Genomic DNA, 15,403 nt, shown 5'->3' on the forward strand with positions numbered 1-15,403 from the left:
GATGCTGAAGTTTGGTATTAAACATGGCACCTTACTGTCGGTCATAGTATTGATATTTTGCGTATTGGGCACCGCTGCCGCACTGCGTATCCCAATCCAAATGATCCCCGACTTAGATGTACGCACCATCAGTGTCGCCACAGGTTGGCCGGGAGCAACGCCACAAGACGTAGAAAAAGAAATTCTACTTGAGCAGGAACGCTACCTACGCACCCTGCCCAACTTACAACGTATGACATCTTGGGCCGATACAGGTTCGGCATGGGTAGAACTCGAATTCCCCCAAAGTACTGAGATCAGCGACGCGCTTATTCGTGTTAGCAATGCGCTCAGTCAAGTGTCATCTTATCCAGAAAACGTCGACCAACCAAGGCTTTACAGCAGTTCTTATTCAGATAACGCTTTCATGTATTTCCGTCTAGTGCCTGTCGCAGGCAACCCGCTAAATCTAGATATAGACATGATGCGTGATTTCGCTAATGACTTCATTCGCCCACAAATGGAGCGCGTCAAAGGCGTTTCCTCCGTCACTATTCAAGGCGGCGCCGAACGGCAAATCCAAATATTACTCGACCCCGCCAAACTCGCCCAACGCGGCATCAGCATTATGGATGTGCGCCAAGCCATTAGAGATCGCAACAAAGACACGTCTGCGGGTGATATCGATAGTGGTAAAAAACGTTATTTACTGCGGGTGATTGGCCGTTTCGAGGATTTAAATCAACTTAAGCAACTGATTTTAAAACGCCAAGGTGATACGAATATTCTGCTGCAAGACGTTGCCGAGATAAAACTCGACCACGCCGAAATCCGTGAGCTGTCCTTTGCCGAACAAGAACGTACCCTCAGCTTAGCGGTTAAGCGAGACGTGGGTTCTAACGTCATCGCCATCAAAGCCGCCATGATGCCTGTGGTAGCACAGATCAATCAAAGTCAACTCGCCCAGCACGCCATGCAGTTAGAGTTATTCAGTGATGATGTGCGCTATGTGCAAGATTCGGTTGCAAATGTGTGGGTGAATTTAGGCCTAGGTGCATTGCTGGCAACCTTGGTCATGTACCTCTTTTTACGATCGAGTCGAGCCACACTGATTGGTGTTATCGGTATTCCGCTGTGTACCTTAGCCGCCTTCGTCGGGCTGCTGGTGTTTAATCGCACCATTAATGTTATTTCGCTGGCGGGTGTAGCCTTTGCCATAGGCATGACAGTCGATAACAGCATTGTGGTGCTCGAAAGCATTGAACAAGCGCGCAGGCGCGGATTAGATCGTCTCGAAGCCGCCATAAGTGGCATTTACGATGTGTGGCCTGCGGTACTGGCCTCGACACTCACCACAGTGCTGGTGTTTGTGCCCATTCTATTTATCAAACAAGAAGCAGGACAACTGTACTCGGATATCGCGATTGCCATCGCGTCCTCCATTGTCGCCTCTATGTTGGTCGCGGTGTTCATCGTACCCGCCGCCATTGCCCGTTTTGGCTTTGGTAAAATGCGCTCGGCAAGCACAAACCAAAGTGAACCGCCCAAAGCATCACGCATATTGAGCTTAGTCAGCCAGTTGGTACTGTCGGCCAAACGCCGCGCCGCAGTGATTGTGCTGTCACTCGTCTTAACGATTGGGCTTGCGGCTTGGCTGATGCCTCCGGCCGAATATTTACCCGAAGGCGAAGAGCCAAAAGCCTTTACCTCAATGGTCGCGCCGCCGGGTTATAACCTTTCGGAAATGGCTAAGATTGCACAAGAGTTAACCACCAAGCTATCTGCAAGAGTCAATGCCGAGGCGGCATCCTTTGAACGTGGTGAGCAAAAAATCCCGCCGCTAAAATACTATACTCTCAGCGTAGGTGTCGGCAGTATTTGGGTAATGAGCGAACCCGTTCGCAGCCAAGATATGGATGCCATGATGAGCTCACTCACCGCTTTATTTGAGCAATATCCGGGCATGCGCGCCTATTCATCGCGGGGGTCGATTATTTCCAGCAACGATGGCGGCACCCGCGCTGTCGCCTTGGATATTTCTGGTCCGAATCAAGCCAGCCTCTATCGCGCTGCCGAAGCGGCATATCAAGCGGCAGAAAAAGTGTTTGCCGATCCACAGTTGTATTCAGATCCATCGAGCTTGTCGCTCGATCAACCGCTGTGGCAGATTCCCCCTCGTTGGCAACGTCTTGTAGAACAAGATTTTAGTGGCAGCGAGTTTGGCTATGCCGTTTCGGCACTGAGTGATGGCGCCTATGTCGATGAGTTTTTCCTCAATGATAACAAAGTAGATATTTTTCTCTTTAGCCTTGCTGGCAATCAACAGAGCCTGTCGCAATTAGCACTCGCACCGATAGTCACACCTAAGGGCAATGTGTTGCCACTGCAAGCCTTGGCCGATATTAGCGAGCAGATGGATAGCGACAGTTTACGCCGCGTCGATGGCCGCAGAACCGTGACTCTTTACATTATTCCGCCGCGCGCCATTGCGCTGGAAACCGCTGTAGCTAAAGTGCGGGAAGAATTAGTCCCTATCCTCTATCAACAAGGTGCTGTCGGCAAAGATGTCAGTTTGGATATTTCAGGCGCTGCCGATCAGCTCGAAGCAACAAAAGCGGCACTCTCTAGTAATTTTCTGGTCGCAGTGCTGATCATCTACTTGTTATTAGTGGCGATTTTTAATCACTGGGGTTATCCGTTATTTGTGCTGATCACTATTCCACTCGGGCTCGCAGGCGGTTTAGTCGGTTTACAAACGCTCAATTATACCGGTAGCTTGTTTGCGTATCTTGGCGGCCAAGGTTGGCACCAACCCTTTGATATGATTACCATGCTTGGATTTTTAATCCTGCTCGGCACTGTCGTTAATAACCCGATTTTGATCGTGGAACATAGCCGTAAAAACCTGCAATCTGGTCTGTTTAGTGTCGTTGATGCCGTAAAGTCTGCCATCGCTAATCGATTACGGCCGATTTTAATGTCTACCGCGACAACCTTATTTGGCCTATTACCGCTAGTGCTATTCCCGGGTGCAGGCAGCGAACTCTACCGCGGCGTTGGCATAGTCGTGCTGGCTGGCCTTGTAGTCGCAACGCTACTCAGCTTAACCTTTTTACCCGCCCTCCTAATCTCTGTGTTGTCTTACACCAACAGGGCTAACCTAACAGCCAGTTCAGCAAAAGTGGCACATCATCATGACTGAAAAAATCGAAATGACTCGGCCGTTAACACAAAGATTAACGCGTTGGAAAACGTCTACTATTTGGCGCGATAGCCTACACGTAGGTAATCGCTGTCTCGCGGCCATATTCGGTGGCTATTTGTTATCTGCTGTCGCCACCATTTTACTGGCGCAAATCCTACCGTTATCTCAGGTTGATCGAGTATTAACCGCCATGATGCTGTCATTCACTGTTTATACCTGCACTGTGTTATGGGTTTTTAGCGTTAAATCAATGTGGCGATTCTGGCTGGATATATTAGCGCTGAGCGGCCTGCTGTATTTAGCCTATCTTGCGACTAAAGCGTTGGATATCAATCCTATTCAAGGTGGCGGATTATGAAAGACTCCTTTTTTCGCTCTATGACTTGGCTGCATACTTGGGTGGGATTACTCACCTGTTGGGTGTTGTTTCTGGTATTTTTTGCCGGAACAGCGGCCTATTACCGTGCTGAAATTAACCTGTGGATGCAACCCGAAAACCACATCAGCCAATATGATACCAACGCGGATAACCAACAACTGATACTCAAGGGCCTAACGTCCTTGGCACAACAAGCGCCCAACGCTGAGTCATGGTGGGTTTACCTGCCCACACAACGGATGCCATTACTGACCTATGCGTGGAGTGAACCCGCCACTGAAGGTCAGCGATTTGGTGATTATCATCAAGGATTTATTAACCCTTCGACGGGTGACACCCTACCCAAAGCACGAGAAAGCCGAGGTGGCGATTTCCTCTATCGGCTGCATTTCGACTTGTACTATATGAGCGCATTAACGGCGCGTTGGATCGTCGGATTTTGCACTATGTTCATGCTGGTCGCCATCATCAGTGGAATAGTGATCCACAAGCGGATTTTTAAGGATTTTTTTAGTTTTAGACCAGCAAAAGGCCCACGTTCTTGGCTCGATGCCCATGCCGCCAGCTCAGTTCTCGCATTACCCTTCCATCTTATGATCACTTACACAGGTTTAGTGACGCTGATGTTTATGTATATGCCATGGGGACTGAGCACACAATATGGTGATGAAACTCAAGCCTTTTACTCACAATTGAGACCTATTTTCAACTCAAGCACTCCCAGCGGCGAAGCAGCAACCATGCTAAGCCCGCAGCAACTGCTTGCTAGCCTTAGTGCTGTTATCCCCATGAATGATGAAACGGCAAGTCCAATAGAGATGCTGCAGGTCGAGCACTTGAATGATGCCAACGCCAGCGTAACGGTACGAATGAGTCCAGAGCACAGCTTAAACCAGCAAGCACCTTGGTATCGCTTTAGCGCAGTAACTGGGAAATTAACAGAAGAATCAACGGCTACATCGGCAGCAAATAAAACCCAAAGCACTATGATAGCGCTCCACAGCGGCCGCTTTGCAGGCCAAGGTTTGAGGTTATTGTATTTATTAGCAGGGATTACAGGCTGCGTAATGATTGCGACAGGCGCCATCATGTGGGCAGAAAAACTTGCTCAGAAACAACAAAAAAGCGGCCAGTTCAAACCCGGTTTAGCCTTAGTGCAAATGCTAAATCTGGCAACCTTTGCAGGCCTGCCCATAGCGTTAGCCAGTTATTTCTACGCCAACCGACTGTTACCCGTCACCTTTGCGGATAGAGAGTATTGGGAAATCCAGTGTTTCTTTATCAGTTGGGCGTTAGTCGCGCTACTCGCCTGCTTCAAACGAGATAGACAAATATGGCAACGACTCTTTTTATTCACCGCCTTGCTTTATGGTCTGCTGCCCCTGCTCAATGCTATAACTTCGCAATATCAGCTGATTAGCAACCTACAGCGCCAAGCCTATGTTCTGGCAGGATTTGATTTGATGATGCTCGCACTTGCAGCGCTGTTTTACATGGCAGCTAAGCGCTTACGTAGCCCCAAAAAAGTGCGGGCTACGCAGGCAACCAAAGCGACAACAGAATTAGGAATCGAATCATGACAGCCACAAGCGAGTTATTAACCTGTTTTATCGCCATGGGGCTGTTGGCCTTGTCTTATTTCAGCCACCACCGAGCCGTGCGTAATCGTCCGCTAACTGATACACAAGCCCGTGGGTTTCGCATCGCCGGCACTGCAATGCTAGCCTTGTGCTATTGGCTTGCCAGTCATCATTATGGCCCCGCCTACGCCAGCGTATTACTGCTCGGCTGGGTGTGCTTTAGCTCAATAATCCTAGTGATTTTAATCAGCTATAAGCCGCGTTGGTTACAACCCCTATTACCCGCCAGCGCTTTAGTGTGCTTGCTCGGACTACTGTATTAAGCCACTACCCAGCGCCAAACTACACCAATCTGCACACATAATAGGCATGCTCAGTTAAGTTGCTCTCATCATGCTCATTTATCCCACAATTCTGATCATTATGAGATCCTGCATGTGCAAATTAAACAGGCATGGTTTTAACGCCTACACTTTGTCAGTCAACCATATTAGCCACTGATTATAATGGAAATTATTGCACCGTAACGGTTCAATAATTTAGCTTTATCATTTGCACTATTTAAACTCTATTTGTGGACCAGGGTAGATTACGCGACTAAATAATATGGAAAATGGACGTTAAGGTTATAATCGCCGGCAAATAACACTAAAGACTGTGGTAATGGGGAGTTTCGCACGGATGAAAAGCAAAAATTTATTAGGCAATATTGGTGTGCAAGTGGTTATTGCCATGATTTTAGGCGCGTTAGTGGGTTTTATTATGGGCGACAGTGCAAGCGTATTTGCACCACTGGGCACCATTTTCATTCATTTAGTTAAGATGCTCGTGATCCCACTGGTACTGGTTTCTATCATCAGCGGTGCCGCGAGTTTAGGTGATAGCCCTTCTGCGGGAAAAATTGGCATTGGTACTTTCGGCTTCTTTATTGTCACTTCTGGTATCGCCGTAGCATTGGCCTTGGTAATGGGAAATTTATTCCAACCTGGTGCGGGAGTGGATTTTACCGCCCATAGCAGCACAGGTTTGATGGAAGTGACTAAAGATCAAGGGGCGTTACCTGGGGTAGTCGAGACCTTTATTGGTATGATCCCAACCAATGTGTTCGAGTCGTTGAACGGCGGGAATATCTTACAAATTCTGGTCTTTAGTATCTTCTTTGGTATTGCACTGACGAAGGTGAAAGGCGATGGCGCTAAACCTATTTTGGCGGCGCTGAATACCATAGTTGATGCCTTTGTGTGGATGATCAACTGCGTAATGATCATTGCGCCCATTGGCGTATTTGGCTTAATGGCAGATTCGGTCGGCTCCTTCGGTTTTGATGCCTTAGAAGTGGTATTTAAGCTGTTTGTCGTGTTTGTGGCGGCGATTTTGATCTACGGCTTTATCTTCTTTCCATTGGTGGTACATCTGTTCTCAAAAGTATCAGCGCGCCAGTTTATTTCGGCAATGAAAAAACCACAGGTGATGGCGTTATCAACCGCATCCTCTATGGCTACACTACCGGTGAATATGGAAACCTGCGAAGAAGATCTTAAAGTATCTAAAGCTACCACCGCTTTCGTATTACCGTTAGGTGCCACCATTAATATGAGCGGCAACGCGATTTATTATGGTCTAGTGGCAATGTTTTTTGCGCAAATGTATCAGGTTGATCTATCGATGATGGCTTATGCCGCCATCATATTCACCTCAACCTTGGGCGCTATCGGCCAAGCGGGTGTACCCGGCCCCTCCTTTTTAGTGGTAGCCGTACTATTAGCAGCGGGGATCCCAATCGATGGTTTACCTTTATTGTTTGCCTTAGATCGGATTTTTGACATGATCCGCACAGCACTCAATATCACAGGTGATGCGGCTTGCGCGTTAATTATGGATAAATACGCTGAGGTAAAAACGGACAGCATAAGCTAACCGTAAAACATCAACAAAGGCTTGAATAGGCAGTGCTTATTCAAGCTTTTTTATACCCTAAAGCCGATAATGCTCAGTTTTCCACTCATACGTAAGCTCAGTAATTCAACTATATGAATGTTAATGTGATCTCTAGCATTCATATCGCGCAGAGTAAGCGGTTAAATTTCGCAATTTACATTTCTTTCTCACCTATAAACGGCAAGTCATAGGATTTTTCTGCGATAATAACATTAAGTTAACGTGTAAAAGGAATCCTGCCCTATGTCTGTATTTGCCCCTGCTACACCCTTTGCACCAGCAACACCCTTTGCCGACTTTATCTATCGTCATTTTCGTGCGGTTCATGCCTTGAAGCTAGGCTTGGCTCTGCTGATTGCTGTCACCATCAATGCTATTTGGGCGCCGCCACACTTTATTTGGAGCATGGTGACCATTGTGGTCATTATGATGAGTTTGCCGCAGGTGGGCGGCGCGATTGAAAAATCATTGCAACGGGCAGTCGGCACCTGTTTAGGCTCGATTTATGGAATAATGTTGGTGGCGACCATCGACAGTTATTGGTTGATCATGAGCCTGCTTATTTTGGCCGTTAGTTTGATTTGCTTTATCTCGGCCGGACGTTATAGCTACGCCTATTTAGTGGCAGGATTTACCATCATCATAGTGGTCGGCGATGCCAATCACGGTACCTCTGAGGCGCTATGGCGAACAGCGAATATTCTCTCCGGTTGCGTGATTGCTATTTTAGTATCACTGTTTATTTTCCCGATTAAGGCTAAGCAGGATTGGCGTTCGCAACTAACTAATACTATTGGGAATATGGCCAATGTATTAACGCAACACCTTCAAGCGCCCGCAAATCATAATCTTGATTTTCGCACTGAACTTGAAACTGCAATGAAGGCCGTACTCACTCAAAAGAAGTTATTTTTCTCTTTGGAGTGGGAAAGCCAAACACTCAAAAAACATAAAATATTACTGTCGCAGTTAGTGAATAAACAAGTGCGCTTAATCACCCTGCTTGAACTCTTGCCCTTAACCCGCTGGCAGGAAAAAGATAAAGATGCCTACAACCAAATCAATAGCATTGCCGCTGAACTCGCACTTTATCTGCAAAAACTGGCCGCATTTACTGGCGGAAAAACACCGCAGCGCCCCCATTTACCTGAAAATTTAGAGTCACAATTACAACACAGATTACAACTCGCGTTAGTTTCATCCTCCGAGTCGAGCCTAGCCACCAGTGCAACTTCGCTACACAGTTATGATGCCCAGCAGGGCTTTGCACTTACGGGGTATAGCTGGCTTATTTACCAACTGGCGATTGCCGTTGAAGCACTTTATGATGACATTGCCGTTATCGACATTGCCTACCATAAACCACCAGCATCTGAGATAAAGCCAGACCAAACAGATTAAGTTATTCGACCGTTAGCTTATGGGTTAAATCTATGCCCTAAAAGTCAGATAAACCCTTGGCCGCCCTTGCGTTAGCGGGGCGTTTAATGAAAAGATACCGTCCTAATAAAAACTCGATAGATGGACTCTTTTTATGCGCGTATTTCCTCTCTCCGTTATCGCGATTGCCTGTATCTCCACTGGTAGTCTCTCCGTTGGTAATACCTTTGCCAACGATGCAAAAACCTTAGATCAAACAACTCAGGTACAGGCGACTGCAGTCGCGACGCCTCACACAACTGCCCCTGAAAAAACACTAGTTGATACTCCTGTTGTTGTGCCACAAGTCGTAAACTCCGCTGAGAATACGCCAATCACCGCGCCTGCGGCCGATGTAATAACCGAGGCCGTAGTTGTCACAGCAGAAGCTCAGCCAGCGGCCACTCCTGAGCGAGCCAATACTTTTGTTAACGATGCCATTTTACCGCCCAGTATCACTTGGCATGGCGCCAGTGAATCACTGATGCTCAGTGTCGACAACGAGTGGGCAACGCCCTTCGAGCAAAGTCGCGGCCTTGAGAGCCCAAGCTACGATGCCACTATCGCTTGGCTTGATAAACTCGCACTAGAAACCAATAAGTTACAAAAGGTTAGTCTAGGTAAAAGCCCACAAGGGCGCGATATGTGGATGTATATCGCCAGTAGCGAAGGCATTAATGAATCAGCTCGCCTCAAGCAAAACACTAAACCAACGGTTTTAGTACAGGCGGGTATTCATGCCGGAGAAATCGACGGTAAAGATGCCGGCATGATGCTATTGCGCGACATCATCAAAGGCGATAAAAGTGGTTTGCTCGATAAAGCTAACCTATTGTTTGTGCCTATGTTTAGTGTCGATGCCCATGAGCGCAGCAGCAAATTTAATCGGGTGAATCAACGTGGCCCAGTGAATATGGGCTGGCGCACTACTGCAAATAATCTCAACCTGAACCGCGATTATGCCAAGGCCGACACCTTAGAAATGCAGCACATGCTGCGTGCCATTAATGTGTGGCAGCCTGATTTATATATCGATATCCATGTCACCGACGGCATCGATTACCAATACGATGTCACCTTTGGTTATAACCTTGCCCAAGGGTTAAGCCCTGCTAGTTTCCGCTGGCTCGAAAACAGTTACAGACCCGCGGTTGAAGCGGCATTAACCGAGCAAGGTCATATTCCCGGCCCACTGATTTTTGCCGTAGATAATACCGATATCACTAAAGGTATGTCGCTGTGGAATCCTAGTCCACGCTTCTCCAACGGTTATGGCGATGCGCGCCATTTACCGACTATTTTGATTGAGAACCACAGCTTAAAACCCTTTAAACAAAGAGTGCTCGGCACCTATGTAATGCTTGAGCAAACCCTTAAAACCGTGGGGGAACAGGCGACTAAGCTCAAGAGTGCAATTCAAGAAGATAAATACCGCGCCTCGCCGCTCATTACCCTAACGTGGAAATCGGCGCCATTAGCAACAGGCTGGGACTTTAAAGGCATCGATTATGCCCTTGAAACTAGCCCAATCAGTGGCACAGAGGTAGTGCGCTGGAACGGTCAACCTAAGCTGTACCCGAACTTACCTGTGATGGCTGAAACTGTGCCCGATATTAAAGTCACTCGCCCGAGTGCTTACTATATTCCGGCGCAGTGGACGCAAGTGATTGATCGCCTTAACGTACATGGCATTCGCATGACGCGCCTGACTAAACCGACAGAGCTTAAATTACAGCAATATAAGCTCAGTAACCCAGTGTTTAATACTCAGGATCTTGAGGGGCGCCAAACGGTTAAAGCCGAGTCTGAATTGACGAAAGTCAGCACCACTCTGCCCGTGGGCACGGTTAAAATCAGCACAGAGCAACCGCTGGGCGATCTAGCAATTTTGCTGCTTGAGCCGCAATCGCCAGATTCTCTGTTGCAATGGGGTTTCTTTAATCCTATCTTCACCAACACTGAATACATTGAAGATTATGCCGTAGAGCCACTAGCGGCCAAGATGCTAAAAGAGGATCCTAAGTTACAGGCACTGTTCGATAAAGCACTGACCAACGCCGAATTTGCCGCCGATCCCGAAGCGCGCCTGCGCTGGTTCTATGAACGCAGCCCTTACTACGATAACCAATACCTTAAGTATCCGGTTTACCGTAGTCGCTAAACTGAAGATTAATAAGCAATAAGCGTTAGCTAGTGCCTGCATAGCCCCAAAGAGCAATTTTTGGGGCTTTTTTATTGGTTTATTTCCATATTGGAATCGCCGCTAAAAATACGTAATTTCACCAAAAATTAGTAAAAATTAAAAACTGCCGTCATGTCCATACAACTAAGCACGGACATCTTTTATCTTAAGCCATTGATTGTAAATAAAACTTAATATTGGCATGGGCTGTGCAATATCTTGTCTATCGCAAGACGACTCAGCACTCACACGAAAAATGAGTGCCAGATAAACAAGGAAGCTAACATGTCACTACGTCCATTTATGTTCACCCTCGCTTTTATATTAGTGTTTACCGTGGGGGTGTCGCTCACTGGCTGCATTATTAATGTCAACGCCGCTGGCATGTCCGATTTAGACCACCAGCAACGCGAACTCACACTCGATAGCCAAGACTTACAAAGCCTAATTGCCGAGACGGGCGCTGGTAGTCTTGAAATTATCGGCGTCGAAGGCCTAACCCAAATTAAACTCGTCGCCGATATCTATAGCAATAAGGACAGCAAAGTCATTCTCACCCTTGAGAAAAAGGCCAATAAAGCCAAGCTCAAAGCTGACATTGAACAAAACGGCCTTAATCATGACTCGCCCTATATCGATCTAAAACTGCAAGTACCTGCAAATTTAGCACTGGATATCGATGACGGCTCAGGCGCCATTATGATCAGCAAGATGACAGCAGACATCAATGTCAAAGACGGTTCAGGTGAGCTCATCATCAACGGCGGTAACAATGTCAGCATAGAAGATGGTTCAGGTGATATTGAAGTCAGCCAAATCAATGGCAACCTCACGATCGACGACGGCTCTGGCGATATTGAAGTCAGACAACACAACGGCAACCTAACCATTAAAGATGGCTCTGGCGCAATCAAGGTGACTGATGTTAGCGGCAATATCACTATTGATGATGGATCAGGCGACATCGAAATCGCCAATGTGCAAAGTGCTGTGACCATCACCGATGGCTCAGGCGATATTAATGTGTTTAACACTAAGGGATTAACGATTCTTGCAGCAGGCTCTGGCGATGTGAAATTTAATAAAATCGACGGCCCAGTAAGCATGAAATAACGCGCCGCTTTACCACTCTACACCCAAAGGTTTTACCCACTTCCCGGCGTAGAGACTGATGTTGCAACGGTTCCCAGCCAAGATGTCAGTCTTCTACCCACCCTTTGCAGTTATTGCAATTTTGCCGCGACTCCCTGGTAGCGGCATTTTTTTTCATCGTCTGAGACTTTCTCTGCCTCAATTCATGACAGTCGTTGGTAACGTTTTACCTATTTGTCTTTTCGAAGCAAAGTTTGACAATGTGTGTCTCGGTAAACTCACTCGGTAACCCAGTAGCTTCGGTAATGGTTCGAGGGGCTAATCAGCGGCAACATGGCTTTTTGCTATCGTATTCCCTAATTGCCTGCCGCAGGCTTTCGCACTGTTACACCAGTGACTCGCCGTGGATACGTCCTTGTAGGCTCTGCTAAAACATCCATGTTTTAGAAGGTCACTGGTGCAACAATGCTGGATTTGGTGCAACCATTGATAACCGAATAATGCCTATTTTGGCTTTTAGGGACTCATATACTACAAGAATAAATTCTTTTTTATTAAATAGTTATCTAGTATAGTCGTTAAACTCCTCACTTAATATTACTGAAACATGTCAGAACCAATAATAAATACAAATTACAGTTTTAGTAGAACGATATTTTTTGTGAGCACCGTTGTAAGCTTAGTTTTTTGCATATTAATAATAACGCTACTTGTTCTCTTACCACTTCCTTCGTTGCTAGCTTACTTTGGTTATGCAAACTCAGTGACATTAGCAAATGCTGATAATATCAATGATCCTTTTACTTCTTATATTATTGGAGAGTTAGTTAAGAGTGGAACATTAATCAGTATAAAAGATGTATGGTCATTTCAAACTGGTTTTTATCAAACTATAATTACAATTTTAGTTGCTATCAATGGCTTGATTGCTGCAATATCAGTTATTTATATTAAAAGTACGTCAGAAGAAAAAGCGGAAGAAATAACTAAAAAATATATGCGTGGTGACCTATTTGAACACTCATTAAATCAAAAAGTCCAAGCTGAAGCAGCCTTGCGACTTCGAGTGGTACAAGATGACTATAGTACTACCGCAGATACTTTTGAAAAATCAGCTCAAATGGTTCATGCCGCTCTTGAGCAGTTAGCTTTTTTGGAGGCTGATAATCAAACTTTACGACAGCAATTGAAGGTGATTGCGGAACGAGTTGCTAAATTAGATGCATCAGAAGCTGAAGGCAAAGATTATCGACTTGTAAAAAAAGGAATGAGTAATGGCATTCGTAAGAAAATCAGATAGAAAAGTTCAAACGACTACAGAATTTGAAGAACTATCAACTCCTGAACATTTAATAGCACTTGCTGAGAATAAAGGTTTAGAAACGAATCCGGTTAATGTATCTGAACTTGCTAGGCACCTTGGAATTGTTGTTAGATACGAACCAATGCAAGATGAAGAGTCTGGCTCGCTTAAAAAAGATAAAAAAACCGGTAATTGGATAATGACTGTTAATTCATTGCATCATCCTCATAGACAGCGTTTTACAATTGCTCATGAAATTGCTCACCGCATTCGGCACGCTGCAAATAGTGACTCTTTTGAAGATACAACATTTTTCAGAAATGGAGACTCTAATTGGATGGAAGCTGAGGCTAATACTTTTGCTGCTTCACTCTTGATGCCTAGAGAAACCTTTGAGGCATTTATCGAAAAGGTGTCATCAAAAGTTGAAGATGTCGCAATGCACTTCCAAGTATCATCCAATGCTGTACGAATTCGAGCGAAAGTCTTGGGCTATGATGGACATAATCTATGAATGAATTTGTCTATTTCCCAATAATTAAAACTAGAGATGGCGAGCTTCGCTGTTTTGAGAATATAAATGACGATGATTTCTCAAAAATTTTACCTATTTACGAGTTAACAAAGTCAAGAAAAACAAAAGTAGCACCAGATGGCGATATATATCGCAGAATGAAACAGATTGCTGAAATTCAAAAAAACAGACCTTTTATCCTTGATCTAAGTACAGATAAAATATATAGCAATCCACAAATAGAGCAGCTTTTATCAGAACAAAGTGGCTTTAAGGAATGGCAATATTTTTTATTTGATCTTTTTAGTGATTTAAATATTATTCCAATGGTTCACTTATACGAGGATGATAATGGTAAATTTGCAGATGTTGAAGAATTTGTCGCAATTGCTTCTGCAAGATCTAAATTTCTCGCGGTTAGATTACCCTATGATTTAAGCCATAATGAAGTTGAACAGTATTTAAGTCCAATTATCAAAAATTTAAAAGATGATTGTAAGCTTTATGTTCTTCTTGATGCTGAATTTGTTAGAAATAAATCAACTGATGAAGTTGTTGATGCTTTTCTTGAAGCATGTGCAGGGACTAAATCATTTGAGGCCAAAATTGAAGGTGTAGTTATGCTCTGCTCTAGCTTTCCATCAAGTGTCGCTCAAGCTGGTGGAGATGATGTTGCTGGTAGCTTTAAAATTAATGAAGAAGATATATATCAAGGGATTAGTGAAGAATTTCCTATCAGATATGGTGATTATGTATCTATCAATACTGAACAAATTGAAATGAAAGGTGGTACCTTTGTTCCCAGAATCGACATTGCATCACTTGATGGTAAGTCATTCACATACAAAAGATACCGTAGAAACAACGGTGGCTATGTAAATGCAGCAAAACATACTATTTCAGATACTGATTCATATCAACCGCTTGGTGTATGGGCTGACAAAGAAATTAAAGCTGCTGCGACCAATAGTCCTTCAGGTATTAGTCCTGCATTTTGGATATCTGTTCGTATGAACTATTATGTTAAAAGTAGAATTTTATTAAGAGAGTCGATTGATTCGTTTCTTTAATAAAGAAGGAGCCTTTTTGGTAATAGTATATATATCGTCAGAATTTAGATGAAGAGTGGTTTCTTGTTTCATTAATCTTGATGCCACTCCATACTTTTCATTGAAATCACTTCTTGATATTTCCCTTATTAAATCTAGTGAGTTATTATTTGATATATGCTCACAAATTTCATGCTTAGACCTTAAGTGCTTACCCTTTGTTAAAGTGTTTAACTTTTGCACGCTGAGAACGCTTATTAACATCATCTTATCATGTCTTTTAAACAGTTTAGAATAACGGACATGTTTAATACCATCAACATCTGCAATCAAAATCCCTATTCCTTTTGGAGTTACTTCTCTTACTCTTGCTAAATTACTTGATTCACAAACCACGTAACAAAAATCAAAAAACTTTTTATAGCTTTCAACTTGATAACCTAACCGAGATACTTTATCCCTTGATCCCTTTATTTCAAAAGCTGTTAAATAGCCTGAATATAATAAAGCTAAATCTGCTCGCCGTTCACCAAACTGAAAGGGAAACTCTGAGCTAACCACAAAATTATCGTACTTTTCTAGAAAATATTTTACTAATAAAATTTTTATTTCTAATTCTGTCATTGTTTAATTTAAGCTGTATATTTAAACAGTATTGTGGCCTATCAACAGCTAATCAACAAGCAAATTTATTCTTTTATTATAAATTTATTGTAATTTTGAAAAAGATTTTATCGAGATACCCATTGTTAAATTTTGCAAT

General features: G+C 44.4%; 12 protein-coding genes. 11 read left to right on the forward strand and 1 reads right to left on the reverse strand.

Features of this window, described 5'->3' with window-relative positions:
• Position 1 precedes the first annotated feature (1 nt).
• The 11 genes from BW947_RS05580 to BW947_RS05630 all read left to right on the forward strand — a co-directional run bounded on the left by BW947_RS05580 (position 2) and on the right by BW947_RS05630 (position 14,661).
• A complete protein-coding gene (locus tag BW947_RS05580) occupies positions 2 to 3,181 on the forward strand; it encodes an efflux RND transporter permease subunit (protein WP_076497346.1) in 3,180 nt (1,059 codons plus the stop codon).
• Positions 3,174 to 3,542 carry a hypothetical protein gene (locus BW947_RS05585; protein WP_076497348.1) on the forward strand — a complete coding sequence of 123 codons (369 nt, stop codon included), beginning with the start codon at positions 3,174 to 3,176 and terminating at the stop codon, positions 3,540 to 3,542. Before BW947_RS05580 ends, BW947_RS05585 begins: the two co-directional genes overlap by 8 nt.
• Positions 3,539 to 5,143, forward strand: coding sequence for a PepSY-associated TM helix domain-containing protein (locus tag BW947_RS05590; RefSeq protein ID WP_076497350.1), 1,605 nt, complete (start codon positions 3,539 to 3,541; stop codon positions 5,141 to 5,143). The genes BW947_RS05585 and BW947_RS05590 overlap by 4 nt, the downstream gene beginning before the upstream one ends.
• Entirely contained in the window at positions 5,140 to 5,466 is a 327-nt protein-coding gene (locus BW947_RS05595; RefSeq protein ID WP_076497352.1) for a DUF3325 domain-containing protein, read from the forward strand. The genes BW947_RS05590 and BW947_RS05595 overlap by 4 nt, the downstream gene beginning before the upstream one ends.
• A 358-nt stretch (positions 5,467 to 5,824) precedes the next feature.
• The gene (locus BW947_RS05600; RefSeq protein ID WP_076497354.1) at positions 5,825 to 7,060 is read left to right on the forward strand and encodes a dicarboxylate/amino acid:cation symporter; all 1,236 of its coding nucleotides are present in this window, start codon (positions 5,825 to 5,827) and stop codon (positions 7,058 to 7,060) included.
• A 264-nt stretch (positions 7,061 to 7,324) separates the two neighbouring features.
• A complete protein-coding gene (locus tag BW947_RS05605) occupies positions 7,325 to 8,482 on the forward strand; it encodes an FUSC family protein (protein ID WP_076497356.1) in 1,158 nt (385 codons plus the stop codon).
• Positions 8,483 to 8,615: 133 nt separating this feature from the next.
• Positions 8,616 to 10,661 (forward strand): M14 family metallopeptidase, encoded by a 2,046-nt coding sequence (locus BW947_RS05610; RefSeq protein ID WP_076497359.1) that lies wholly within the window; start codon positions 8,616 to 8,618, stop codon positions 10,659 to 10,661.
• Positions 10,662 to 10,967: 306 nt separating this feature from the next.
• Positions 10,968 to 11,795, forward strand: a complete 828-nt coding sequence (locus BW947_RS05615; protein WP_076497361.1) for a DUF4097 family beta strand repeat-containing protein — start codon at positions 10,968 to 10,970, stop codon at positions 11,793 to 11,795.
• Between the two features lie 640 nt (positions 11,796 to 12,435).
• Positions 12,436 to 13,074: a hypothetical protein gene (locus BW947_RS05620; RefSeq protein WP_208606965.1), complete on the forward strand. Its 639-nt coding sequence runs from the start codon at positions 12,436 to 12,438 to the stop codon at positions 13,072 to 13,074.
• A complete protein-coding gene (locus BW947_RS05625) occupies positions 13,049 to 13,591 on the forward strand; it encodes an ImmA/IrrE family metallo-endopeptidase (protein ID WP_076497365.1) in 543 nt (180 codons plus the stop codon). Before BW947_RS05620 ends, BW947_RS05625 begins: the two co-directional genes overlap by 26 nt.
• Positions 13,588 to 14,661, forward strand: coding sequence for a beta family protein (locus BW947_RS05630; protein ID WP_076497367.1), 1,074 nt, complete (start codon positions 13,588 to 13,590; stop codon positions 14,659 to 14,661). Before BW947_RS05625 ends, BW947_RS05630 begins: the two co-directional genes overlap by 4 nt.
• On the opposite strand, the gene BW947_RS05635 is transcribed toward BW947_RS05630, so the two are convergent.
• On the reverse strand, positions 14,632 to 15,264 hold the full coding sequence (locus tag BW947_RS05635; RefSeq protein WP_076497369.1) for a sce7726 family protein: 633 nt from the start codon (positions 15,262 to 15,264) through the stop codon (positions 14,632 to 14,634). The two genes, BW947_RS05630 and BW947_RS05635, sit on opposite strands and share 30 nt — an antisense overlap.
• Positions 15,265 to 15,403: the final 139 nt, after the last annotated feature.

Origin of the sequence: Shewanella morhuae, from assembly GCF_900156405.1 — a bacterium.
Classification (GTDB): domain Bacteria; phylum Pseudomonadota; class Gammaproteobacteria; order Enterobacterales; family Shewanellaceae; genus Shewanella; species Shewanella morhuae.

Coding starts and splice junctions, on each gene's coding strand:
- BW947_RS05580 (WP_076497346.1), top strand. CDS start 2: ATGCTGAAGTTTGGTATTAAACATGGCACCTTACTGTCGGTCATAGTA.
- BW947_RS05585 (WP_076497348.1), top strand. CDS start 3,174: ATGACTGAAAAAATCGAAATGACTCGGCCGTTAACACAAAGATTAACG.
- BW947_RS05590 (WP_076497350.1), top strand. CDS start 3,539: ATGAAAGACTCCTTTTTTCGCTCTATGACTTGGCTGCATACTTGGGTG.
- BW947_RS05595 (WP_076497352.1), top strand. CDS start 5,140: ATGACAGCCACAAGCGAGTTATTAACCTGTTTTATCGCCATGGGGCTG.
- BW947_RS05600 (WP_076497354.1), top strand. CDS start 5,825: ATGAAAAGCAAAAATTTATTAGGCAATATTGGTGTGCAAGTGGTTATT.
- BW947_RS05605 (WP_076497356.1), top strand. CDS start 7,325: ATGTCTGTATTTGCCCCTGCTACACCCTTTGCACCAGCAACACCCTTT.
- BW947_RS05610 (WP_076497359.1), top strand. CDS start 8,616: ATGCGCGTATTTCCTCTCTCCGTTATCGCGATTGCCTGTATCTCCACT.
- BW947_RS05615 (WP_076497361.1), top strand. CDS start 10,968: ATGTCACTACGTCCATTTATGTTCACCCTCGCTTTTATATTAGTGTTT.
- BW947_RS05625 (WP_076497365.1), top strand. CDS start 13,049: ATGGCATTCGTAAGAAAATCAGATAGAAAAGTTCAAACGACTACAGAA.
- BW947_RS05630 (WP_076497367.1), top strand. CDS start 13,588: ATGAATGAATTTGTCTATTTCCCAATAATTAAAACTAGAGATGGCGAG.
- BW947_RS05635 (WP_076497369.1), bottom strand. CDS start 15,264: ATGACAGAATTAGAAATAAAAATTTTATTAGTAAAATATTTTCTAGAA.